The 25,727-nt window shown below is 39.0% G+C and carries 14 protein-coding genes; 5 read left to right on the top strand and 9 right to left on the bottom strand.

Translation table 11 applies throughout. The annotated features are described in order from the left end of the window. Positions 1-764 precede the first annotated feature (764 nt). The 4 genes from thiC (at position 765) to glmM (QZV03_RS04530) (ending at position 5,751) form a co-directional block, all read left to right on the top strand. Positions 765-2,039 (top strand): phosphomethylpyrimidine synthase, encoded by a 1,275-nt coding sequence (gene thiC, locus QZV03_RS04545; protein WP_296874514.1) that lies wholly within the window; start codon positions 765-767, stop codon positions 2,037-2,039. After that, entirely contained in the window at positions 2,039-3,697 is a 1,659-nt protein-coding gene (locus QZV03_RS04540) for an ATP-dependent DNA ligase (RefSeq protein WP_296874513.1), read from the top strand. The genes thiC and QZV03_RS04540 overlap by 1 nt, the downstream gene beginning before the upstream one ends. Positions 3,698-3,924: 227 nt before the next feature. Further along, on the top strand, positions 3,925-4,323 hold the full coding sequence (locus tag QZV03_RS04535; protein WP_296874512.1) for an exodeoxyribonuclease VII large subunit: 399 nt from the start codon (positions 3,925-3,927) through the stop codon (positions 4,321-4,323). A 63-nt stretch (positions 4,324-4,386) separates the two neighbouring features. Further along, complete coding sequence (glmM, locus tag QZV03_RS04530) at positions 4,387-5,751, top strand: phosphoglucosamine mutase (RefSeq protein WP_296874511.1); 1,365 nt, start codon at positions 4,387-4,389, stop codon at positions 5,749-5,751. A gap of 151 nt (positions 5,752-5,902) precedes the next feature. Here glmM (QZV03_RS04530) and QZV03_RS04525 read toward each other — a convergent pair whose 3' ends face one another. Genes QZV03_RS04525 through glmU form a run of 5 tightly spaced genes read right to left on the bottom strand, consistent with a single transcriptional unit; the run spans position 5,903 to position 10,639 of the window. Then, positions 5,903-7,039: a tetratricopeptide repeat protein gene (locus QZV03_RS04525; RefSeq protein ID WP_296874510.1), complete on the bottom strand. Its 1,137-nt coding sequence runs from the start codon at positions 7,037-7,039 to the stop codon at positions 5,903-5,905. An 11-nt stretch (positions 7,040-7,050) separates the two neighbouring features. Continuing rightward, positions 7,051-7,755: an anaerobic ribonucleoside-triphosphate reductase activating protein gene (locus QZV03_RS04520; RefSeq protein ID WP_296874509.1), complete on the bottom strand. Its 705-nt coding sequence runs from the start codon at positions 7,753-7,755 to the stop codon at positions 7,051-7,053. Further along, positions 7,755-8,855 carry a histidinol-phosphate transaminase gene (hisC, locus tag QZV03_RS04515; protein WP_296874508.1) on the bottom strand — a complete coding sequence of 367 codons (1,101 nt, stop codon included), beginning with the start codon at positions 8,853-8,855 and terminating at the stop codon, positions 7,755-7,757. The genes QZV03_RS04520 and hisC overlap by 1 nt, the downstream gene beginning before the upstream one ends. A gap of 2 nt (positions 8,856-8,857) precedes the next feature. Continuing rightward, positions 8,858-9,340 (bottom strand): gamma carbonic anhydrase family protein, encoded by a 483-nt coding sequence (locus QZV03_RS04510; protein ID WP_296874507.1) that lies wholly within the window; start codon positions 9,338-9,340, stop codon positions 8,858-8,860. Between the two features lie 9 nt (positions 9,341-9,349). Beyond that, positions 9,350-10,639 carry a bifunctional sugar-1-phosphate nucleotidylyltransferase/acetyltransferase gene (gene glmU / locus QZV03_RS04505; RefSeq protein WP_296874569.1) on the bottom strand — a complete coding sequence of 430 codons (1,290 nt, stop codon included), beginning with the start codon at positions 10,637-10,639 and terminating at the stop codon, positions 9,350-9,352. Between the two features lie 157 nt (positions 10,640-10,796). Between glmU and QZV03_RS04500 the strand changes: the two genes are divergently transcribed. After that, positions 10,797-10,964, top strand: coding sequence for a rubredoxin (locus QZV03_RS04500; protein WP_296874506.1), 168 nt, complete (start codon positions 10,797-10,799; stop codon positions 10,962-10,964). Positions 10,965-11,083: 119 nt separating this feature from the next. On the opposite strand, the gene glmM (QZV03_RS04495) is transcribed toward QZV03_RS04500, so the two are convergent. From glmM (QZV03_RS04495) to QZV03_RS04480, 4 genes are all read right to left on the bottom strand, one after another. After that, positions 11,084-12,418, bottom strand: coding sequence for a phosphoglucosamine mutase (gene glmM, locus QZV03_RS04495; RefSeq protein ID WP_296874505.1), 1,335 nt, complete (start codon positions 12,416-12,418; stop codon positions 11,084-11,086). Positions 12,419-12,426: 8 nt separating this feature from the next. Beyond that, positions 12,427-13,665 carry a 2,3-bisphosphoglycerate-independent phosphoglycerate mutase gene (locus tag QZV03_RS04490; protein ID WP_296874504.1) on the bottom strand — a complete coding sequence of 413 codons (1,239 nt, stop codon included), beginning with the start codon at positions 13,663-13,665 and terminating at the stop codon, positions 12,427-12,429. Between the two features lie 48 nt (positions 13,666-13,713). Beyond that, positions 13,714-14,412, bottom strand: coding sequence for a TIGR00297 family protein (locus QZV03_RS04485; RefSeq protein ID WP_296874503.1), 699 nt, complete (start codon positions 14,410-14,412; stop codon positions 13,714-13,716). A gap of 319 nt (positions 14,413-14,731) precedes the next feature. Next, positions 14,732-25,727: Ig-like domain repeat protein (locus tag QZV03_RS04480; RefSeq protein WP_296874502.1), on the bottom strand; the 10,996-nt coding region annotated here is incomplete at its 5' end.

Below are 25,727 nucleotides of genomic sequence, written 5' to 3'. Positions count from 1 at the left end.
GTATTCTTGCATCATTAGATAAAAAAAGATTTGTCAAAAATAGTAAGTCTAAAAATAGTTTATGAACTGCCGCCCATAAACCATGCGAATTTTTTAGACCATTTGCAATAACGGTTTGAAACTGAGAAATGATTTTTCATTCAACAGTTTATAGCGAAGATTAAATCTTTGCTATTTTTAGGTATTTCATTAAACATATTTATAATTTATGATTAAGTGTACCATTTAAAACAATATACAAAGAGAAGGGGAATTATAGGAAAACTTCCAGCTGCAAAACCTTATAACCGTCAAAAACTCCTCTTTAATTCAACAATTTAATCTATAGATAATCTATCTAAAGATACAGACAACGGACAAAATGAATTTGATAATCTCAAGGATTATTAAAATCACTTTTATTTTGTCCATTAATCATCACCTCAATTTCAAGATGAAGAAAATTCGCCAATATCTTCATCACCCATCATTGCAAAAAAAAAGTTTTGAAAATTTTCCAAAAAATGGTGATTGAGTGAAATAATATTAAATTTTAGCCCTATTTAAATTATTAAGTTTTAAATAACATCAATTTTATAAACCAAAAGCAATTTTATAATTAAATTAATTTTTTTAGATTTAAAATAAAGTAAAATAAAAAATAAAAAGTATTTACAATTGAAACTAAAAAAATAGCCGATTTTTCAACAGATAATATACAAGAAAAACTTCTATATATTAAGAGGAACAGATTTATTAATGATTAGTCAACATGAGGGATAAATTTGACTCAAAAAAGTGAAGCACAAAAGGGCAACATCACTCCAGAAATGGAATATGTTGCCGAAAAAGAAAACATTGATGTAAATAAACTTGTTAAACTTATTGATAGTGGAAAAGTCGTAATTCCTAAAAACGTTAACGGACACTCAAAACCTTGCGGTATAGGAGAGGGCCTTACAACCAAGGTCAACGCCAACATAGGATCATCATCAAAGATTGATGACTTGGATTTGGAAGTCGACAAGGCACGTCTTGCACAGGAATACGGTGCAGACGCACTGATGGATTTGTCAACCGGTTCAGACCTGAAACTCTTCAGAAAAAAGATTATGGATGCAGTTGATTTGTGTATCGGTACAGTGCCTATATATGAAGCCGGCGTTGTAACTCTAGCAAAAGACAAGGAAATCATAGACATGGACCCTGACGACATCTTCAAGGCAATCGAAAACCAGGCAAAGGAAGGTGTGGATTTCATGACACTCCACTGCGGAATAACCAGGGACATTGTTGAAAAACTAAAATCACAGAATCGTATGATGGGAATCGTGAGCCGTGGAGGAACATTCATGGCTTCATGGATCAACCACAACGGAATGGAAAACCCATTGTATGAAAACTACGATTATCTACTTGAACTGTCCTATGAATACGACATTACACTATCACTGGGTGACGGCCTCAGACCGGGTTGCCTGGCAGATGCAAGCGATATCCCTCAAATACAGGAACTGGTAAATCTCGGAGGTCTTGTAAAAAGGGCACAGGATGCCAACGTCCAGGTAATGGTTGAAGGTCCGGGACACATGCCATTAAACCAGATCAAGGCAAATATGGAAATACAAAAGACAATATGTCACGGAGCACCATTCTATGTACTCGGACCTCTCGTGACCGACCTTGCGCCGGGTTATGACCACATTACCGGAGCGATAGGAGGGGCAATAGCCGCAACTGCAGGCGCAAGCTTCCTGTGTTATGTAACCCCTGCAGAACACCTATCACTTCCTAGCTTGGAAGACGTGAAGGAAGGAGTTGTTGCATCAAAGATTGCAGCCGAAGCCGCAGACGTTGCAAAAGGTCTTCCTCAGGCATGGGAAAGGGAGCGCGCAATGGCCCGTGCAAGAAAGAACTTTGACTGGGAGGAACAGTTCAACCTGGCACTGGACAAATCCAAACCAAGAAAATACCGTGACAAATGCGAACTTGATGATGACGAAATGTGTGCAATGTGCGGAGAATACTGCGCAGTAAAAATAGCCAAAGGAGACTTCTAATGAAATATCAGGAACTTGTGGATGTCTACTCTGCTCTTGAGGCAACCACAAAAAGGCTTGAAAAGACCGAAATCATCTCAAACTACCTAAAGACTCTTGATTCAGACACCATCGAAAAGGTGGGCCTCCTGATTTTAGGTACTGTCTTTCCGGCATGGAGCTCAGAGGAAATCGGTATCGGAGGAAAACTGGTTGAAAGGGCAGTTGCAGAAGCTGTCGGAACAACACAGGATGCCGTTGAGGATGCAGTCCGTGACGAGGGAGACATCGGTCTTGCATGCATCAAGCTGTATGCCAAAAAGTCCCAGATGACATTCTTCTCACAGCCTCTGACAATCGACTTTGTATTCAACAGCCTTCGAAAATTGTCACAGATTTCAGGTTCAAGGTCAACAAACCGTAAGATTGCAGTTATCCTGGAACTGTTAAGCCAGGCAAGCGCAACAGAAGCCAAATACCTGACACGTACAATCACTGAAGAGTTGAGAATCGGTGTAGGTGACGGTGTTGTCCGTGATGCAATAGCTCAGGCGTTCAATATCGACAAGGCAATCGTCGAAAGGGCACAGATGCTCACAAACGACTTTTCAGTTGTTGCAAGAACCGCCAAGGAGGAAGGTGAAGAGGGTCTTTCCAAACTAAACCTGACACCTGGAACCCCTGTAAAGCCTATGCTTGCACAGCTGGCACCGCCTCTGGATGAAATCATACCGGAGATGGGATGTGCAGTATGTGATACAAAATATGACGGTATCAGACTGCAGGTTCACAGAAACGGTGATGAAATCAAGATTTTCACCCGCAGACTGGAAAACATCACCCATGCACTGCCTGAAATCGTTGAACTGTTCAATGAACACCTCCCACATGAAGACTATATTGTGGAAGGTGAAGTGATAGCCACACGTGACGGCAAGCCTCTGCCTTTCCAGAATGTCCTTCACAGGGTCAGAAGAAAACATAACGTGGAAGAGGCAATGGAGAATGTGCCTTTAAAAGTCTATCTTTTTGATGTGATGTATTATAAGGTTCCAATGATAGATGAACCTTTAAAAGTGAGACGTGAAACATTGGAAAGCTTCGTCGACACCTCAGTTGATGAGATGAACCTGAGTACAATGAAGATGGCCAGCAAGGACAACATAAATGAAATCGAGGAACTCTTCGAATGGTCAATCAATGAGGGCCATGAGGGAATCATGATCAAGGACTGCACAGCACCTTATATCCCGGGACTCAGAGGCAAGAAGATGCTCAAGTACAAGGCCGAACCTGAAACACTGGACATGGTTGTTATTGGAGGTACCTACGGTATCGGAAAAAGGGGAGACTTTGTCGGATCATACCTGGTGGCATTAAGAGATGAAAACGATGATTTCAAAAGCATTGCACTTGTCGGAACAGGTCTTGACGATGCAACACTGGAGTATCTGACCGGCAGAATGAAGGAGCTTGAGATTTCAACCAAAGGCCGTGAAATCAAGGTTGAGCCAAAAATAGTTCTGGAGATTGCATTTTCCGAAATTGTAGAATCCCCAGAATATGAGACAGGATACTCATTAAGGTTCCCGGTCGTTAAAAACATTCGTAAGGACAAAAGTCCGATGGATGCGGATACTGTTGAAAGACTTATTTCAATGTACAATACAGGAAACTGATTTAATGAGATTAAGAAATTAATCATCATTATTTTTTCTTTTAAAAAACCCCACAATCCTAACCATCACAACTTACATATATTCTGAAGTCGCTGACGGATTCACCATGACCGGACATTCCCGATTTTTTAAGTTTTTGCATATTACAATTAAATAACAACTCTAAATCAATATTGCAGTCAAAAAAACTTCAACATATTTATAAATCAAAAATTAATCCTTAAAGCATGGAAATTACAGACGACAAACTACTTAAAATAGCACTGGTGACTTCACTCATTGGACTGATCGGGCTTATAGCATTCACTCCAACAATTGAAGTCAAGGAAGTTGATATAAAGGACATAAACCGTGGAATGATAGACGAGGAAGTATCCATCAAGGGAGTAATAACCGATGTGGCGCAGTCAAGCTCCAAGACCAGCTACTTTTTAACGGTTAATGACGGTGAAGCGCAAATCCAATTAATCATCTTTGAAAGTCAGGTGGCCGAGATTGAATCTAAAAACCTTGACATTGACAGCTTTAAAAACCACAAGGTCCAGGTAGTCGGAACCGTCACACAGTACAACTCCGAAATGGAGCTTATATTATCAAGGGGAGACAGTTTGAGAATAGTCAGTTAGCATTATATTTTTATTTATGGAAAACAAAAAGTATAATATAATAAACTTAAAGGAATTATTAATATGTCTGATAAGAAAAGATTATTCGGAACATTTGGTGTTAGAAGAACCGCCAATGATGTTTTAACTCCAGAATTTGCATCAAGACTTGCTGCATGTTACGGTACACAAATCAAGGGAACCGTAGCTGTTGGAGGAGATACACGTACAACCTCCCCAATGCTGATGCATGCCGTTATCGCAGGATTATTATCAAGCGGCTGTGATGTTGTAGATTTAGGAATCCTGCCAACACCGGGCGTGCAATATGCTGTTCGCAAGTATTATGATGGAGGAGTAATGATTACAGCTTCACACAATCCTCCAAAATATAACGGAATTAAATTTTTAGATGAAGACGGTATCGGAATACCTGACGATATGGAACTTGAAATCGAAAGACTGTACTTTGACGAAGAACCTGACAGAGTACCGTTTTCAGAAATCGGAGAAATCTATCACAACGACAAGATTATTGACGAATATGTAGACGAGGCAGTCTCAAAGGTCGACACAGACGCAATCCGTGAGGCAAAGCTGAAGGTTGTTGTTGACTGCGGATCAGGTGCAGGATGCTTTACCGCCCCTTATCTCATACGCAAATTGGGCTGTGAAGTGACAACCCTGAATTCACAGGCAGACGGTTTCTTCCCTGGACGTAACCCTGAACCTATCGAGGAAAATCTCCAGGAGCTAATCAGCGTCGTTAAGGAATTGGGCGCAGACATCGGTCTTGCACACGACGGGGACGCAGACAGAACCATCTGTATTGACGAGAAAGGCAACTTCGTTTTGGGCGACAAGACATTCACACTTGTCGAACGCGAAATGCTTAAGGAAAACAATGGAGGAACCATTGTGACCACAGTTGCAACCTCACAGGCAATCTATGACATTGCAGAGGAGTACAACGGAGAGGTAATAGCCACCGCTGTTGGAGACCTTCTTGTTGCACGTAAGCTGAAAGACACTGACGGCCTGTTTGGTGGAGAAGAAAACGGAGGACTAATTTTCCCTGATTTCGTTTACGGAAGGGATGCAGTCATGACCGTTGCCAAAATCCTTGAGATTGTTGCAAAATCCAAAAAGCCGGTATCAGAACTTGTAGCAGAACTTCCTGTCTATTACGCAAGCAAGATGAAAATCGAATGTCCGGACGATGAAAAGGAATTTGTAATGAAAAGCATTGCAGATGAGATTAAAACCACAACCGATTTCGAACTTGACCTTACAGACGGTGTCAAAATCCTTAAGGATGACGGTTGGGTAATCATCAGACCATCAGGAACAGAACCGATTTTCAGATGCTTTTCAGAGTCCGACTCACAGGAAAAAGCTGATGAAATGACAGATTGGGGTATGGGTTTAATAAAAAAATACAAAAAATAATTCTACTCCATTTTTTCTTTTATTTTAATAAGATTTGCGATAAAGCAAATACTAATTTTTCTAAAAAAAGTTAATTTAATGAAAGCTATTTTTAATATAATAACTTCGATTATTGAAAACTAAATGTTTTTGCGTGACAATCTACATGTCACTAGAAATATTCGAGACATTCCTCTTTCAGGAAGAACGCATCCTCATTGTCAGGGCTTCTCAAAAGCACCATATTGAAACTCTCGACGGCCTCTTCGAACTTTCCAAGCTCCATCAAAACAACACCCTTATTGAGCAGAAAGTCGATGTTGTTTTTTTCAAGAGATATGGCTCGGTTAAAGCATTCCAGTGCCTCATCGAACTTACCCAAATCAATATATGCATTGCCCATACGATTGATTGCGGCGGCATCTACCTCAGAATCGTCAAGACATACCTCAACAGCCTTGTCGAAGGACTCGATTGCCTCCTCCAAAAGTCCCATGTCACTTAAGAGGTTTCCGCGTGAATTCCAAACCTCTGGATTTTCACTGTCAATGACTATAAGCTTGTCATATACCCTCAGCGCATCATCATATCTTCCAAGCATTTCCAGAATGAATCCTCTCCAATAGAGAACTATAGGGCTGCTCGGACGATAGTTGTATGCGATATTGCTGACCTTAAGAGCCTCATTGATGTTGCCTGAGTTCAGAAGTGCGATTGCCTTGTTGTTTAAAATGTAAATGTTATCCGGCTCGTATTCAAGAGCCTTGTCGTAACATTCGATGGCCTCAATGAACTTTCCAAGCCTTGAAAGGTTATCCCCCTGCTTGTTTAAAAGGTATACGTCATGAGGGTCAAGTCTCAGTGCAGCCTCATAACACATTGTTGACTTGTCAAACTTACCGCTGTCAAAAAGAATATCAGCCCTTTTGGTAATCATTGCCTTTTCATCAATCTTGTCTCCTCTCCAGTCATCAATGTCAATCTTTTCGAAGTATATTATCTGGAACTCCTCATCAGGGTCGATTCTTCCACCATACATCTTCTTGAATTCCCTGAGCATGTCCTTTGAGTCCTCAAATCCTTCCTCTCTTGCAAGCTCGTCATTGTCCTTGATTTCGGAAAATGGAATGCTTTCGATTCCGGTAACAAAAGCTTCAAAAATCTTCATCTTTTCCTTGGAAACAAGATTCCAGTAACAATATAATCTGTCACCTACCTTAAGTGGTGTTTTCCATGCTTTTCTGATGGTTCTGGTTTTCTTACCAGTGATAACTTCAATATCATTACTTGAAAAGGATAAAATTGGCATATAACACTTCCCTAAATTACCTGTTCACCGAACTCCCCTGACTTGACCTTGACGACGCCATCAAAGTACGGCTTGATTTCGCGTGCAAGGTCTACCAAATCATGAGGGTTTGGAACTTCAACTTTTTCCAAAGCAGGATCAAGCACGTTCTTGTTTCTGAACTGCTGAATGGTATAGATTTCAGCTTCGATTTCATCGACAAGATTCATGATATCCTTTTTAGTATGCAATGTCGGAACATATGTTGTTCGGATTTCAAGATGAATTCCTGCCTGGTTAATCAGGTCCATTGATTTTTTGACCTGAAAACCGACGTTTGCTCCTGTGATTTTGCGGTATTTTGAAAATGTTGTTTTTACATCAAGTGAAATGTAATCCACCAAACCCAGATCTATAATCTTTTTAAGGTTTTCCGGATAGATTCCACTTGTATCCAGTTTTGTTTTAAGACCTATCTCCTTTACATAGGTAAATATGTCAATTACTGCATCCGGCTGTACTAACGGTTCTCCACCTGAAATGACAATAGCATCTAAAAAATCTGCTGATGAATCTATTTCCTGCTTTATTTCATCCAATGATTTTTCAGTGCTGTCCTCCAAAAGTTCCACATTGTGGCAGTATCTGCATGCCAAAGGACATTTTGACATGAAAATCACCAGGCTCATGTTGCCATGGAACTCAACAGAGGATATTACGCTACCGCCCACATACATTAGCTTAAGACCTCTTTCAATATTTCAATAAATCTTTCATCTTCCTCAAGGGTGCAGATGCTTATCCTAATCCAGTATTCATCAAGACCCTTGAATGATGTGCAGTCACGAACTATGACCCCTCTCTTCATGAGCTCATGGGCCAGCTCGCTTGCTGTAAATCCTGTGTCCTTGACACGTATAAGCATGAAATTTGATTTTGAAGGAAATACGTATAATCCATCAATCTTTGATACCTCATCATACAGGTACTGTCTTGACTCGATTCCCCTTTTGATTGAGCTTTCGATATATTCGCTGTCCCTGAATGTGTTGAGGGCAGCCACAAATGAAAGTCTTGTAAGGGAAAATACCGGTTTAATCCTGTGCATGTACTCTATTATCTGACTGCATGCAAGACCGTATCCGATCCTCATTCCAGCAAGGCCCAGCACCTTTGACATGGTACGTATGATAAAAATGTTGTCGAATTCATCTATCAGGTCCTTGTTTGTAACCTCTGAGTATTCAAAGTAGGCCTCATCAATGACAATGAGTATTTCAGGATTTTTTGATGCGATTTCCCTTAATGTTTCCTTTTCAATCAGTGTTCCGGTAGGGTTATTCGGAGAACATAGGAAAATCATTTTTGTTTTGGGAGAAATCTTTTCATATATTGAATCCACATCAAGCCTGTTTTCATCCAAATCCCATCTTGCATAGACAGGTTTCGCACCGTATTGCTTTAAGAGATACTCATAATACATGTATGACGGCAGGGGAACGATGAATTCGTCCCCGTTATCGATGAATGTCTTTGCAAGAACATCTATGATTTCATCGGCACCGTCTCCACCGACAATGACCTGTGAAGTGTCAACATCTGAGTATTTTGCGATTTCCTCAACAAGTTCATGCAACTGTGATTCAGGATATCTGTTGATTGCAGACATCTCCTCCTCAATTGCCTTCAGTGCCTTTGGAGAAGGACCCCAAGGGTTTTCGTTTGAACCTAATTTAATTATATCTTCCTTTTTGAGTCCGAAATCCTGTGCGATTTCATCCTGTGATCTTCCTGGAACATAAGAGTCCATCTCTTCTACGATTTGTCTTGCCTTCATGATTAGTCTTCCTTGTACCGCTTGGAAAGTTTTACATAATTATCCGCATTATTTTGAATCATTTGAATCTGTTCCGGATTAAGCTCCTTTACACGTTTTGCGGGAACGCCTAAAATCAGACTGTTTTCTGGAAATTCCTTTCCTTCACTTACAACGGCACCTGCTCCGACAATTGAGTTTTTGCCTATGTGGGCACCGTTCAATACGGTGGCATTCATTCCAATCAAAACGTTGTCTTCAAGTTTACATCCGTGAACCACTGCACCATGACCTACAGAAACATTTTCCCCTATCTCCACAGGATAACCTTCGGTACAGTGCACTACACAATTGTCTTGGACATTGGACCTGTTTCCAATGCTTATTGAATCGGTATCTCCTCTTAAAACGGCACCATGCCAGATTGATACGTCTTCGCCTAATTCAACTTTTCCAATTACTTGTGCGCCTGGGCATATTACAATAGAGTCTTTATTATTTTCCATAATATCGCCTTATTTATGTTTTTTCTTTTTGTCTTGAATGATATGATTTTGTTTTACCAATACAAGAGTATCGGAGGGTACATCATCATACAACAAAACCCCTGAACCGATTGTGGAGTTGTATCCAACTTTCACTCCCGGTGAAAAGCTTGAGTTGATACCGGTCTTTACGGCATCACCTATGATTGATCCGAGCTTTCTTCTTCCACTGTCAATCATCTGGTTTTTGATTTTGGTTTTTACAGACCGGTTGTCGAAACGAAGGTTAGCGATGTTTGTTCCGGCCGCAATGTTACAGTTGGAACCGATGACGGAGTCACCGACATAACTCAAGTGACTTACGTTGGTGTTTTCCATGATGATTGAGTTTTTAATCTCAACGGCATTTCCAACGTGGACATGGTCACCAAAGTAGGAATTTCCACGGATGTATGAGTTAGGGCCTATATCACAATGTTTTCCTATGTATACGTTACCTTCAATGTATACTCCTGCCCTGATTATACTGTCCTCATCCAAAAAGACTTCACCGTGGATATGCGCTCCCTCTTCGATTGTTCCCTTGATTTCTGTTTTTAACTGTCCGATCAGTTCCTCATTGACCTCAATGAGTTCCCATGGCCTTCCGACATCAATCCAATCCTTGCTTGTCTTGTGTCCGATAACCTTTTTTCCGTCTTCAATCTGGAGAGTGACTGAATCTGTTATTTCATATTCTCCACGTTCGGAAATTTCAGTCTTTTCTATTTTATCAAAGATATCTTCATTGAATATGTAGATACCACCATTAACAAGATTGCTTGGAGCATCTTCCTTTTTAGGCTTTTCAACAATGCTTTTTATGTTTCCGTTTTCAATTTCAACAACACCAAATGCTGAAGGGTCTTCAACTTCTGTCAAAAGCATGAGTGTATCCGGTTTGAGATAATTGTATTTCTTGATAATTTCATTGATGATTTCATCATCCAAAATAATATCTCCGTTTAAAACAATTAAACTGTCATCAATGAAGTCCTTACCGTATTCTATTGCATTTGCAGTACCCAAAAAGTCTTCCTGAGTTTCATAGGAAATATTAACTCCAAATTCACTGCCATCACCAAAGTAATCCCGAACCATCTCTTCCTTGTATCTTACTATCAGCAAAATATCAGTTATTCCATTATCTCTTAATGATTCAATATTATATTGAATGATTGGCTTTCCAGCAACCGGCAACATGGTCTTAGGCTTTGTAAGTGTTAAAGGCCTCATCCTTGAACCTTCACCGGCACTTAAAATAATTGCTTTCACTTTTATTATCCCCTATAAAAATTATCTTATAATATTATATGTATTTGTCTTTTACTTATAAAATAATTTTGATTGCTCAAATGAAAATTATTAAATAATAGGTAAAATATAATAAGATTATATTAGCTATGCTAATAGCAAAAATTTAAAGGAGATATTATAAATGACTGTATATGTTTGTTTACACTGCGAATATAGATTCGATACTGAAAAAGGTGACCCTGCATACAACATTCCTGCTGGAAAAACTCCTGCAGACATGCCTGATGACTGGGTTTGCCCAGAATGTGCAGCTTTAGGTGTTGACGCATTCATCGCTGAAGAAGAATAAATAAATCAATCTTCTTCAGATTTTTTTATTTTTTAAAAAAAGAATTCTCCTTTAAAACAAGCTTATTTTAAAAATTATATTGATTTAAAAAAAATAGTTAAGATGAAAATGATTTTCATCTATAGATTTTCATTAATGATTTTTACACATTTTTCCCTGATTTGCTCTGCGCGTTCGCCATCACGGGACTCCAAAGTGATTCTGATATAGTCTTCTGTTCCTGAAGGCCTTACCAGTACCCAACTGTCATCGGCAAAGGTCAGCCTTACACCATCAAGGGAATTCACGTCAACTATATCGTCAAAGGATGCTTTAAGCAGATCCTCCATGTTCTCCATGACCTTTATTTTTTCCTCTTTTGAGCAGGTTATCTTTTCACGGATGTTCGGATAGGAAGGAATTTTTGCCAGAAGTTTAGACAGTTTACCGTCACGTGAGACAATTTCTGCCATCCTTAAACCGGATAAAATTCCATCAGGACACATGCAGAAGTCAGGGTGCAGCCAGGTTCCTGAAGGCTCCCCTCCGAATGCCGCATTTTTCTCTATGATTACCTCTGCAACATTCACATCTCCCACAGGAGTTCTTAAAACCTCACCTTTAACTGATTCATCCATACACAGTCCCGCATCGACTGTTGTTACGATATCCCCGTCAAATTCCTTAGAGATTAATGCAAGTAAGGAATCGAATGGTGAGATGTTACCTTCCTCATCTACGGTTATCATACGGTCGGCATCCCCGTCGTGTGCTATACCAAGGTCGGCTCCGATTGCAACGACTGTCTTCATCAGGGTTCCTAAATTATCGGCGTTCGGTTCCGGATTGCGGCCAGGGAAAAATCCGTCAGGCTGGGAGTTTAATGTAGTGACCTCGCATCCCGCCTTTCTGAATACTAGTGGTGATATTTCGCTTCCGGCTCCGGATGCACAGTCAATGACAACCTTCAAACCCTCTTTAATGTCTACCATAGCCACCAAATCGTCAACGTACTGACCTTTGATTTCCTCATTGTAGCTCAATTTTCCGACTTTGTCCCAACTTACGGAAATGTAAGATTTTTCAAAGTAAATCTTTTCGATTTCACTTTCCTGAGCTGAGGTGTATGCCATCCCGTTCTTGTTCCATAGCTTTATTCCATTGTACGGGGAAGGATTGTGTGATGCGGTAAGCATTACTCCTGCATCGGCGTCAAGCTTTTCTGTTGCATATCCGACCAGAGGTGTTGGAACCATACCAATCTTGACTACATCAACTCCGCTTTCAAGAAGTCCAGCGGTTATTGCCTCATCAAGCATCTTGTTGGTGGTACGTGTATCATAACCCAATACAACTGTTCCGGAATTGCCCAGATAATAGGCCAGTGCCTTTCCGACATTCAACGCCAACTCACAGGTTACCTCAGAACCTATCTTTCCACGTATTCCAGAGGTTCCAAAGAGTTTTCCAGCCATGCTATCACCTATGCTCCGAACTTGTGTGCATAATTCATTAAATCCATCATGATGTTCATGACATCTGATCCACGGATACGGTTCAATCCGCCTTTTGCACAAGCACGTTCTGAGAATTCTGTAACGTCATCGGTTCTGACTTCAGGACCCCTGATTAAAACCGGCACAGGGTCTCCTGAGTGGTTCATTACAGAAATTGGAGTTGAATGGTCAGCAGTTAAATAAATGTAAACATCCTCTAATTTAATTAGCTCACTCATGACAACTTCATCGACCTTTTCAATGAATTCCTTTTTCTCCTTGGTCTGTCCGTCGTGGCCAGCCTCATCTGCACCGTCGATGTTTATCAAAAAGAAGTCATGGTCTGAGTTTTTAACCTGGTCGACAATTGTATCACGAATATTGTCCAAATTGGTATCGATTCCACCGGTTACATCTTCCATTTCAATGATGTCCATTCCGGCAAACCTTCCGATACCCATGATGAGACCTGTTTCTGCAATACATGCTGAGTTCACCTCATACTTTTCATTGAGTGACTCGACTACAGGCACTTCACCCGCACCCCTCGGGATTACAATATTTGCAGGTGGCAGGCCTTCCTCAATTCTTTTCAAGTTAACAGGATGGTCCTTAACCATTTCATAGGTTTTGACAACCAGTTTATTTAAAATGTCAGCGGTTTTTGCAGCTTCAGGAGTGTCGTCCAAAGCTTTTACTTCCTTAGGTTTGTTTCCTTCAACTTTTGGATCAGCGTCTGAAACCTTATCTGAAAGCCCTTCTCCCCTTAAGACAAGAACTGCCCTGTGACCGGTTGATTCCTTAAAGATGATTTTAACATCAGGATAGTCCTCAAGAACCATAGTGTTCAATACAGCCACAATCTCATCGGTGCCCTCCTTAATCCTTCCGGCACGTCTGTCAGTTACAACCAGGTCCTCATCGGCGGTTGAGAAGTTGCATCTGAATGCAATGTCTCCAGGTAAAACTTCCACACCTACACCGTTTGCCTCAAATGGTCCACGACCAGTATAAACTTCATAAGGGTTATAACCAAGAATTGATAAGTGTGCTGTGTCACTTCCAGGAATTATTCCCGGAGCGATTGAATCCATTATTCCAGTTATTCCTTCAGCCGCCATTTTATCCATATTTGGAGTGTTTGCAGCTTCAAGGGGAGTTTTACCTCCCAGTTCTTTAATCGGACGGTCGCCCATACCATCCATAATCAAAATAAGTCCTTTCATAAAATATCACCAATAATATAATCTTTATAGTTAATAGTTAAAATAAGTTTATATAAGTATGATTCCAACAATAGCCCCGACAATCGTTGCAAGAAGATTCACATGCTCGTTTGTAATATAACCCCTGTTTTCAAAGAGTGCTCCAAGAATACTGTCCATAAAGCATCCCACAGTACCTGAAATAACAGAAACAACTATCACTGATAACGGATTTGAAACGATGCCTAAAAAGAATGCGGCAATTCCAATTATTGCAGCACCCACTATTGCTACAGCTGTTCCCAGAGGTGAAACCGCACCGTTGGTACCTGGATCAACCTTCTGAAGAGTTGTAATCAATCTTGGATGAGGGTCAAGCACCCCTATTTCAGATGCAAGAGTGTCGGCGGTTGCTGTTGCGATTGCACCGATGAAACCTCCAACGAACGGCAAATAATACCCTCCGAATGCAGCCATGAAACATGCGACAACACCGTTTGAGATTACGTTTTTGGAAGTTCTCCTCCCTTCAAACTGTCCCAAAGACCTTTTGTACTTTTTTGAATACTTGGTTGCAGCGAGGCTCATTATCAAAAAGAGAACAATTAAAAGCAGCCAGTTGACTCCAGCGGAAAATATTATCACGACTCCCATCACAATCATTACCACTGAGCCGAACAAATCCAGGGATTTCCTTTGATATGTAATGAAACCCAAAATAAATAAAAGGATTACATAAGCCCAATTAATCATTATCTCTTCCATCATATCACACTACTTTTAATTAATGTTTGTTGAAGATGATATATAAATTTATATTTTAAGATAATTCTGACCAAAACCATTACAAACAGATGAAATTTACAATCCAATATCAATGAAGATTTTGGCAGTGTTTTGAAAATCAATATACTGGAAATAACGCCTAATAATATTGATAGTTATTGGTATAACAACAATAATAATTAAACCTTAAACTAATTAAAATAGATATAAGATATAAAATCAATAAATCTAAACTGAGTAATCTACATCAAATGATAGATTTACAAAAAAAGAAGAAAAAGTAGGAAGATCAACTTCCTATTTATTTAACATACACTTTGCCTTTAACAGTATTGTACTGGTAAGTAGCTGAGTAAGCGTACTTTTTACCTTTCTTGAGCTTTTTGGTAATTTTAGTTTTTATAGTAACCTTTGCAATACCCTTACTGTTGGTTTTAGCCTTATAGGTTTTGCCTTTAAATTTGATTTTAATGACTTTACCTTTGATGGCTTTACCATTGGACCATTTGAGTTTAGCCTGAAGGACGAGTTTTTTGCCTTTTTTGACTGAAACTGTCTTTTTGACTAATTTAAAGGTTTGTTTTACCACAAGCTTGTTTTTCACTGTTGTGTTCTTGTATTCTGCAGTAATTGTGTACTTGCCAGGGTTCAAGTTAATTTTGAGTTTAGCATAACCGTTCTTATCTGTCTTACAGGAGTAACTTACGGTATGTACACTGATTTGGACAAATTCACCCTCACCTACAGGTTTACCATCATCACCGATAGCCCTTACTTTATACCAGGTTCCATCAAGGAAGTCCATTGTAATGTCCTTGTTTTCAATCAGACGTTTTACAATAGTTGTCTTAGCAGTGACTTGTTCACCAGTTACCGGATTGATACATGTTATATTATATTTACCTACAGGCAATTTGGATGTGTCCAGATAAGCAATACCCTGATTGTTGGTTTTTGCAGTGTAGGTCTTGCCGTTTACAACGAACTTGACTTCAGTGTCTGCAATCACATGTCCGGTTTCATCCAGGAATTCCGCTTTGTAGTCATACGGACTGCCCCATCCTCTGGTCATGTCGTTAGCAATAATTGACCTGAAGACTGAAACTGATTTAGTGATTTTTTCAGGTTCATAACGATCATTACCGCTGTATGAGATGTTCACATCATGGTTTCCTTCACTTACACCAGGCACTTTAATAATGTTTTCCCCACTTTTTACAGGAGCTGTTACGGTGACATTGTCAATAGTCACGGTCACATTACCGTCAGCGCCTTCAGGAACTGTCACTTTAACTGTCACATCTTCTCCAACAGGAACATTTTCCACTTCAGCTGCAATATTTGGATGTGCTTTGCTGCTTGAAGCATGGAAGTCTTTGGAAGTGGAGTTTCCAAGGTATTTGTCATCTCCAAGATAGTTAACCTTAGCAACGTAGTCTCCAGTGTGTGTGATTGGAACGGTAACTGACTTGTCACCGGCAGTCAAGTTGATTCCGTAGTCAACTCCATCAACATTTACGATCACATATCCTTTTGCATCCTCTGGCAGGGTTACTGTTATTGTAGCTTGACCATTAGTGGAGTTGTCCACTTCAACAGATATTGGAGCAGGGTTTTTGGATACTGTGAAGTTTACAGTGGTTGAATTAGCCATGTACCAGTCGTCTCCATCATATTCTGCAATAACTGTCTTGTTGCCTGAAAGCAATCCGGTTATTTCGAATTCTGCTTTTCCGTTTGAAGGTTTTGCAGAGTAGGTTTTACCGTTGATTTCAACAGTCACATTGCCTTTAAGGTCTTCAGGAACATTTACAGTCACTTTAACGGTTTCACCAACCTTAGCATCTTTGACTTCAATGCTCATTGGTGTTGCATGTTTAGGAATTGTCACATTAGCATTTGTTGTTGCAGGAGTGTAGTTCTTATCACCTGAGTAGGTTGCAGTTACGTTATATGTTCCAGGATTCTCATCAGTCAGGTCGAAAGTTGCGGTTCCGTTAATGACTGTGGAAGTGTAGTCAGTACCATTGATTGTAATGGTTACATTTCCGGTTGCATCCTTAGGAACAACAACCACAACTGTACCGTTACCTTCATCAACCACTTTGATATCTGAAGGGTCGGTTTCAGCAGGTTTGACTGTTAATGAGGTAGTTGTGTTAGCAGGCAAGTATTTGTTATCACCGTTATAGGTCACTTTCACTTCATGGTCTCCGACAGGAACGCCAGGAACAAGTATTTCATTTTCACCACCATTGATTGGAACTGTTCTTGTGATATTTCCAATAGTTACTGTCACATTGCCTGTAGCATCCTCTGGAACTGTAACCTTGATTACTGCAGGATCTCCAACAGTAATGTTTTCAACACTTGAAGTGATTTCAGCATCATCCACTTTGGATACGATTAATTTAACTGTATCGTTAATGCTTTGGAGATATTTATCGTTTTCAAGGTAAGTTACGTTAATATCATATGTACCATTACCGAGTCCGGCAATTTCAAGCTGACCAGCGCCACTGGTTAATTTGACCATGTAGTCTTTTCCATAAACAGTGACAACAGCCATGCCGCCATAATCATTTGGACCGGCAATTTCGATTATTGCAGTTTGTCCAACTTTTATTGGATCTGCAGTTACATTCACATTTGAATTGTTCTTGATAACATCGAATTCCTTGGTTGTGCTGTTTGCAAGGTATTTGTCTGATTCCTTGATTGTTGCTGTAATGACGTAGTGTCCAGCAGGCAATTCATCAGCAGGAATTGAAATATTACCGTTTACAATTGAATATTCTTTACCATTAATTGTTACATTAACAGCAGTATTATTTTGAATAGTTATGTTGAATGCTTCACCAACATAATATTCTGGGTTTACAGTTATATTTACGCTTGAGGCACGTTTTGTAATATTGAATGAAACAGTTGAGCTGTTTCCATAATATTTGTCATTTTCATAGACTGTAGCTGTAACAGTGTACTCTCCAGCAGGCAATTTGGTAGTGTTCACTACAACTTTACCGTCGACAACTGGATATTCTTTACCGTTGATTGTTACAACAACAGACGTATTATTATTAATAGTTATATCGAATTCGTCACCAACAAAGTGGTTTGGAATCTCATCAATGCTTACAGTAGAGTTATGCTTAATCACAGTTACAGTGGTTGAGTTGAATCCTTCATAGTATTCATCGGTTTCAGCAGACCTGACAATGATTGTAGCAGTTCCTGCAACAGTTACATTGTAGGTGTACTTGCCGTCTTTAAGCTCAACAGTCACACCGTTTACAGTCACATTTACAGGAGTTGAATTGGTGACTGTGAACACGATATTATTGTCAACTTCAACAACTTTAGGAGCATCAATGATGATTATAGGAATTTCTTTGTCTTTAACTGAGAATTCATCACTTGTAGCATTTACTGGGTTGTACTTGTCGTCTCCTAGGTAGTATGCCTTAGCAGTGTAATCACCAATAGGCAGGGTCACATTCAATTGAGCGACTTTGTTAACAATAGGAACAGTGTAGTTGTGTCCATCAACCTCAATAATGAGTGATCCAGCAGTTACGTTACCCATAGTCACAGTAATTGTAGCAGCTTTGCCAACACCGACATTGACATCTGGAACAGTAATGCTTGCGATTGTAGCATTGTGTTTAATGATGTCAAACTCTTTGGTTGTGCTGTTAGCATAATACTTGTCATTCTCAGCAATAGTAACAGTTACAATGTAGTGACCGACAGTCAATGCAGTGGTGTTGATAACGACTTTACCGTCTGCAACTGAGTACTCTTTACCGTTAATGGTTACGACTACAGCAGTATTGTTAGTAATTACAATATTGAAGTCAGATTCAACCTCATAAACTTTACCAACATCAATGCTTACAGTAGAGTTATGTTTGACTACAGTGAATACTGTTGAATTTGAAGCCTGAGTGTAGTAATCATTTTCTGCAACCTCAGCAGTGATTGTGTAGTTACCAGCAACAGTGCCATTGAATTTATATACTCCATCAACAGGAGTTACAACAACACCATTAACTTTCACGACCAAAGTGGAATTACTGTTGGTAGTCACAGTAAATGTCAAGTTATTATCAATTTCAACAACCTTATCTGCAGTAATATTTACCCAAGCGGCAGTCTTGTTGATTACATGGAAAGCATTGCTTGTGTTGGTTGAAGCATTATATTTATCATCACCAAGGAAGTATGCTTTAGCAGTGTAATCACCAACAGGCAAGGTAACGTTCAATTTAGCAACGCCATTGCTGAGAGCAACAGTGTAGTTGATTCCGTTCACTTCAATAATCACATTTCCGGAAGTCACATTAACTGATGTTACTGTGATTGTTGTATTCTTGCCCACCACAACACTTTCAGGTGTTGCAACAATAATCAAGTCTGAACTATTTTTAACAATGAGCAATGAAGTTGAGTTGATGTTTGAAGTGTAGTTTTGATCACCTTTGTAGAACACAACAACATTATGGTTTCCACTAGCCAAACCGGTTACATTTAATGAAACAGTATGGTTAACGATTGTTCTTTCAAACATTTGTCCGTCAACGTATATTGTTACGTTTCCGGTTGCGTTTCCGGATACTGTAATGTTGACTGTAGCATTTTCACCGACTTTTGCAGTGGTTGTGTTTATTGCAATAGCAGGAGTTGCCTGATCGATTATGAACTTGTCACTGGATGACTTGTTGGTGTAGTTTTCATCACCAGGGTAGTATGCATTTACTTCATGCAGTCCAGCGGAAAGGTTGTTTAATCTTAATTCTCCAACACCATCGGTTAGTTTAACAGTGTAGTTTACTCCATCGATTTCTAAAGTCACATTTTCTTTTGCATTTTCAGGTAATGTCACAGTGATTATTGTATCTTCACCGTATTTATGTGCTTCAACATCAATGTCAAGTGTCCAGTCATCAGTCGGCAGGACATGGAATATTGTTCCGTTCTTGTCTTTTGAAGCATATCTTTCATTACCGTTATAAGTTACGTTAACTTCATGTTGGCCAGCTTTTAATCCTGCAATATCAGTTAATGTTGCAATTCCATTTGTAATATTAACTGTTCCCTTGTTAACACCGCCAATGTAGATTGTCACGTTTCCGGTTGCATCGCTTGGCAATGTGACAATTACAGTTGCGTTTTCACCGTAAGTAATGTTGTTTGCAATCACTGTGATATTGTAGTCTTCAATCGGTTTGACTGTGAAGTTTGCTTCAGCAGTGTTTACAGTGTAGTTGTCAGTGGATATACCATAGTAGGTTGCTCTTACAGTGTAGTTTCCTACTTTTAGGTTTTGAGGATATACAACAGCTTGACCATTTGTTACATTCTTGAAGTAGGTGTCTCCGCCAATGATTTCAATTATCACATAGCCGGTTGCATTCGCTGGCACTTTAACTGTGATGTTACCGTCTTCGCCAACAGTAATGTTTTGAGCGGTTACGTTAACCATTGGAGCTCTTTGACCTACATCGAATTCTGCCATTGATCTGTTTGCAGTCAGGTTTCTGTCTCCATCATAGAATACCCAAATGACTTTGTGTCCGACTGTTAAATCAGAAGTGTTGAATCTTGCAATTCCATCTTTAATTTCTGCAGTGTGGTTTACACCGTCAATATTGATTGTCACGTTGCCGGTTGCGTTTGTAATAATTTCACCAGCAGCGTCTTTAATTGTAATATTTATGTATTCTGTATCCCAAACGGTGATGTCATGTACATCAACATCCAATTCAGTGCCGATTTGGAATACCTCAAAGTCAGTAGTGACTGTATCATCAGAATAGTTATCGTTGCCTGAGTAGATAACTTCAACAGGATAATTTCCGACAGCTAATCCTGCAACAGTTAAGTTGACTTTGCCTTCAGTTATTGTTAATGGCTCGCTTTCAGTTCCATTAACTTTTATAATTATAGTTCCTGTTACCCCATCAGGAACAGTTACTGTAATGTTAGCGCTTTCACCATAGTTGATATCTTCAACTGTGACGGTAAGTACAGGTGCTTGCCTATATACTGTGAAGTTAGTTTGAGCGGTGCATACTGAGTAGTTTCCATCACCATTATATGTTGCTTCAACAGTGTAGTTGCCAGCAGGCAATATTGTGCCCGGAAGAGTTACTTTGCCATCAACAATTTCCTGCTCTTCATATACAAGGATTGTGTCATTTACTTTAATTGTTACATTTCCAGTAACGCCGTCAGGTAAAATTACAGTAATTACAGTTTCATTTCCATAAGTTACATTGTCAACGTCAATTTCAATAGCTGGCTTGATTTTAGTTACATTGAATAATGTTGAATTTGTTGAATTGTAATATTTCTTATCTCCATTGAATATTACAGTTACGTTGTAAGTTCCAACAGCTAAATCAGAGACATTTACTTGTGCAGATCCTCCAACCAGTTCTACAAGGTATGGAGTGTCATTAATCAATACTTTTATAATTCCTTCAGCATCCTCCAGAAGAGTGATGTTGATGATTTCAGTGCCTTTGAATGTGATATTAGCTGTTTCTATTCCAATGGTTGAGTTGTATTTAGTTACATTGAATCTGTCTTGTGCCCATGAAGGTGCATATATTTCAGTACCCTCATATGTAGCAAACACATAATTTATTCCATCTTTTAGCTCTGTAGCATTAAATTCGACGAAAGTTGAATTGTCTACAGTCTGCAGGGTTAACTCATGAGGTATACCATTAATGTAAAGAGTTATATTCCCTTCACCTTTAGGCAATATGGTTACCTTAATTGGAACTGTTTCGTTAATGTAGTATAATTTTTCAGAGTCAACGTCAAGCACTAAAACAGTTTGTGTTTTTTCAGTTACATTTGCCTCAGTTGAATTTGTAATATTATAATAATTGTTATCTCCATGATATGTTGCATTGACAGTGTAGTTTCCAATTGGTAAACCGTAAATAATGGTCATTCCTTGACCGTTACCGAGATATATTGTTGCTGTTCTGTCTTCAACTTGAATTGTCACATTTCCGGTTACATCTGTAATGTTATACTCACCATCCATTACAGTCACATTTACCAGCAAGTTGTATCCTATACCGGTTACGTTAAGTAGCATTACTGGAGTTATTTTGGTTATTTCCAATATTGCGGTTGTATTTGATTTATCATATTTCACATTACCGTTATAAACAAAGGATAAAGTGTGATTGCCCACAGGCAAGTAAACTCCTTCAACCAATGTGGACATATTAATGGAACCTTTGGAATTATCTAAAGTAATATTTGCAATGAATGTATCTCCAATATATACAGATACGTTACCGGTAGCTCCCTGAGTCACATTTACATTTAGGGTTGAATTTGAGTGGTATGTAGTTTTGTTTGCAGATGCATTGACCTGTGAAGCAGATCTTGTAGTGGCTTTTATTATAGTATAATATGTATCATCATTGAGTTCTGATTCAACATACATTTCGTGATAATTAGTATCACTGATAATGTCAGCCAGATTTAAGTAAACTTTACCGTCATTGTCTGTTAAAATATTTTGCTCAACTAACTTTCCATCACCGCCATATACTCTAACAGTTAGGTTTTGACCGCCTTCCGGAGTATCTTGAGCAGTTGTGGTTGGCCATGTAATTTTACTTGCTCCAGAGTTGGTTTCACCACTTTTATCCCAATAGGTTACATTGGTACAGTATAACTTGGTCCCTCCATTGAGATAAATTGCATTTAAGTATTTATCCTTACCTTTGAACAATACGACAATTTTTCCAGTAGATTCATCGAAACTGATGTCAAGTGAACTTGAATTAGCCTGATTTTCCATTAAATAAACATCAACTAATGTGATGTCTTTATCTGCCCAAATGGCTGAACCTGTAAATGCCTTGTTGCCTGTCATGTTGACATTCTGGATTGTAGCAGTACCTGCAGTAACATAAATACCACCACCCCTTTCAAGCGCAGTATTATTTATAAATTCCATATTCTGGATTTTAATGCCTGCTTTATTCCAGTATAAACCTCCACCGGATGTTGCAGTGTTATTTATGAAAGTCAAGTTATCATAACTGAGGTCTGCTGTAGTATATAATCCACCACCATACCCTGATGCAGTACTGTTAGCAATTGTAGTATTATATATGAAGAATTTTTTTTCAGCCCATATACTACCACCATTACCATTATTAGCAGTATTGTGATCAAAAGTACAATCAATGAATGTGATATTTGTTCTGGTATCATAAACAGTAACAGCACCACCTTGATTTGCAGTGTTATTGATAAATGTTACATTTTGTAATATTACAATGTCTGCTTGTTTGACTTGAATTGCTCCACCACCATTGGAATTTTGACCAATAGATTGAGCGACATTGTTTATGAATGTGGTATTGACAATTAAAATTTTACGTCCATTAGTATTACTTTGGACATATAGTGCACCTGCTTCTTTTTCAGAATAACAGTTTATGAATTTGGAATTGCTGATAGTGTACGGATCATCTACTCTTAAATAGATAGCTCCTCCTTGAATCCATACATCACCAGTATTGGTTGTTTCAATATAATCTCCATCAAAAATACAGTTATCGATTACTGCAAAGTGACATTTATCCCAAAGGATAGCTCCACCATCAGCCTTAACAGTTGACTGAACAGAGTTATTGATGAACTGGGAATCTTTAATTGTACCATAATATCCACCTTCAGACCAATAGATAGCTCCACCACCTTTAGTGTTTGAACCTGAATTTGCATAAGCAACATTTTCCAAGAATATACAGCCAACAATAGTATTATTTCTGGAATTTTTACCACCGTGCCAGTACATTGCTCCACCGTCACCTCTAGCCTCATTGCTTGTGAAGTTGGAGAAGTATACATTTGAATATGAACCTGTGGAATATAATGCACCACCATCAACATAAGCATATCCTTCTTTCACGGAAGAATTGGTAACATTACAGTAATCTCCTTCTAAGTAGAGTCCACCACCTTGGTAAGCGCTTGCATTTTCAATCTCAGAACCGATAATATTAGCATTGTTACCTTTTATGTATACTGCACCACCTAAATTATTAGCGGTATAACTATTTCCAGTTTTTGCAAAAGTATTGTTTAAAGTTGAGTTTATAACTGATGCATTTACACCATCAATATATATTGCTCCACCTTTTCTTGCAGATGAATTATCGATAGTGGAATTTATAACTCTAACGTCATGACCTATTATGTATATTGTTCCACCATCAGAGCTTCTAGCTTCTGAATTATTAAAGTTACAACCAACAAGATCCACATCATGCCCTGTGATGAAAATAGTACCACCGAAATTTTCACCATTATTATTTTCAGTGAAACTGTCTGTGAAGTTAGAATTAGATATCTTTGTATAGTTACCAATTATTGAAATTGTACCTCCTTTAGAAGTATGTTTCTTTGTAGTGCTACCAACTTCATATGAACTGATACCCTTGTTATTTACAAAGACACAACCATCAAGAGTACCATTATTACCTTGCCAGTATACAGCACCACCATCATCTGCAGCAGTACCGTTAATGAATGTTGAATTATAGATTTCAGTTAAGAAACCTGTGATATATATTGCACCACCATCTTCATATGCATAGCTGTTTGTGAAATTAGAACCAATGATTGTGGCATTATCTCCACTAATGTAAATAGAACCACCTAAATTAGCAGAAGAATTATCAAATGAAGAACTGATAATTCTTGTATGATTACCAAGAACATAAATTGCTCCACCATATCTGGCGTTTGAACCCTGAATAGTTGCATTTATGAGGCGAGTATTGTTTCCGACAATGTCCAATGCTCCACCGACATTCTCAGCGGAATCATCATTTACACTACATAAATAGAATTTAACATTAGAAATGTTTACATTGTTACCTGTGAGGAACAGACCCCCACCTTCAACTTCAGCATAACTGTTGCTAATTTCCATTACGTCAATTGTCATGTTTGAACCTGTTACAATTAAGGTTCCTCCTTTGGAGTGGGAAGTACCCTCACTTATTCCTCTGTTGTTGTTGGCAGTTAAATTATATATTTTACCGTAATTACCGGCCCAACAGAGAGCTCCACCGTCATCTCCAGCAGTGTTGCCGTCATATGAAGTGTTGTAAACTCTACCATAATCACCCTCGAAATATACGGAACCACCATCATTTTTCGCATAGTTTTCGGTAAATGATGAATCTTGGATTGTACCGTTGTATCCTTTCCATACAACTGCACCACCAATACCGGTTTTAGCGTTGTTGTTTTTGAAGGTTGAATTTAATATCCTACCTTCACGTGCTCCTACGTAGAAGTTTACAGCACCACCGTTGGTTTCAGCAACGTTATTTTCAAAGAAGGAATTGCTGAATGTCACGTTCATACAGTATCCTTCAAGGCTTCCTTGCAGGAATACAGCTCCACCACGGACTGCAGCGTAGTTGTCTGTGAAATTACAGTTGTCAACGATACCATTTGATCCTGTCCATATTACAGCACCACCGTCACCACCGGTTGTGTTGTATCCGTATGAACTTGATGCGTTTACAAGACCTAATGCCCTGTTGTCATCAAAGTTTGAGTCTATGATTCTACCTCTTTCACCATACCAGTAAATAGCACCACCAGACCTTCTAGCAGTGTTATTGATGAAAGTTACACTATCAACCAAACCATCATTAGCACCTTCACTCCAATCAATAGCACCACCGTTGGTACCTGCAACGTTGTTAGCAAAGTAATCGTCTTTAAATATAGTATCATCACAAGGCTCTGTCGCACTACCTTGCAGGAATACTGCACCACCACGCTTAGCGGCTGTGTTGTTTACAAAATTAGAGTAATATACCTTACCTAATCCACCGGACCACATTACAGCACCACCATCACCACCATATGTAACATTACCATAAACATCGGTAGCATTAGCTATACCAAGTGCCCTATTTCCATAGAATCTAGCGTAAGTTATTGTACCATCGTGACCGTTCCAGAAGATTGCACCACCGGATCTTTTAGCAGTGTTATTAATGAAGGTTACATTATCAACCAAACCATCATTAGCACCTTCACTCCAATCAATAGCACCACCATTGGTACCTGCAGTGTTATTTCTAAAGTAAGAATTTTTAAATACTGTATTGGTACAGTTTTCTTTAGATGTTCCCTGTAAAAAGATAGCTCCACCACGTTTAGCAGCTTCATTATCAACAAACCTACAATCATCAACAATACCATTAGAACCAGTCCAAATTACAGCA

This window comes from uncultured Methanobrevibacter sp., assembly GCF_902788255.1.
Lineage (GTDB): Archaea > Methanobacteriota > Methanobacteria > Methanobacteriales > Methanobacteriaceae > Methanocatella.
Note: the sequence above shows the minus strand (reverse complement) of the source record. Positions and strands in the feature narration are given on the sequence as shown.

Excerpts from the sequence above, each read along its gene's own strand:
- QZV03_RS04540 (WP_296874513.1), top strand. The coding sequence starts at position 2,039 with ATGAAATATCAGGAACTTGTGGATGTCTACTCTGCTCTTGAGGCAACC.
- QZV03_RS04535 (WP_296874512.1), top strand. The coding sequence starts at position 3,925 with ATGGAAATTACAGACGACAAACTACTTAAAATAGCACTGGTGACTTCA.
- glmM (WP_296874511.1), top strand. The coding sequence starts at position 4,387 with ATGTCTGATAAGAAAAGATTATTCGGAACATTTGGTGTTAGAAGAACC.
- QZV03_RS04525 (WP_296874510.1), bottom strand. The coding sequence starts at position 7,039 with ATGCCAATTTTATCCTTTTCAAGTAATGATATTGAAGTTATCACTGGT.
- QZV03_RS04520 (WP_296874509.1), bottom strand. The coding sequence starts at position 7,755 with ATGTATGTGGGCGGTAGCGTAATATCCTCTGTTGAGTTCCATGGCAAC.
- hisC (WP_296874508.1), bottom strand. The coding sequence starts at position 8,855 with ATGAAGGCAAGACAAATCGTAGAAGAGATGGACTCTTATGTTCCAGGA.
- QZV03_RS04510 (WP_296874507.1), bottom strand. The coding sequence starts at position 9,340 with ATGGAAAATAATAAAGACTCTATTGTAATATGCCCAGGCGCACAAGTA.
- QZV03_RS04500 (WP_296874506.1), top strand. The coding sequence starts at position 10,797 with ATGACTGTATATGTTTGTTTACACTGCGAATATAGATTCGATACTGAA.
- glmM (WP_296874505.1), bottom strand. The coding sequence starts at position 12,418 with ATGGCTGGAAAACTCTTTGGAACCTCTGGAATACGTGGAAAGATAGGT.
- QZV03_RS04490 (WP_296874504.1), bottom strand. The coding sequence starts at position 13,665 with ATGAAAGGACTTATTTTGATTATGGATGGTATGGGCGACCGTCCGATT.
- QZV03_RS04485 (WP_296874503.1), bottom strand. The coding sequence starts at position 14,412 with ATGATGGAAGAGATAATGATTAATTGGGCTTATGTAATCCTTTTATTT.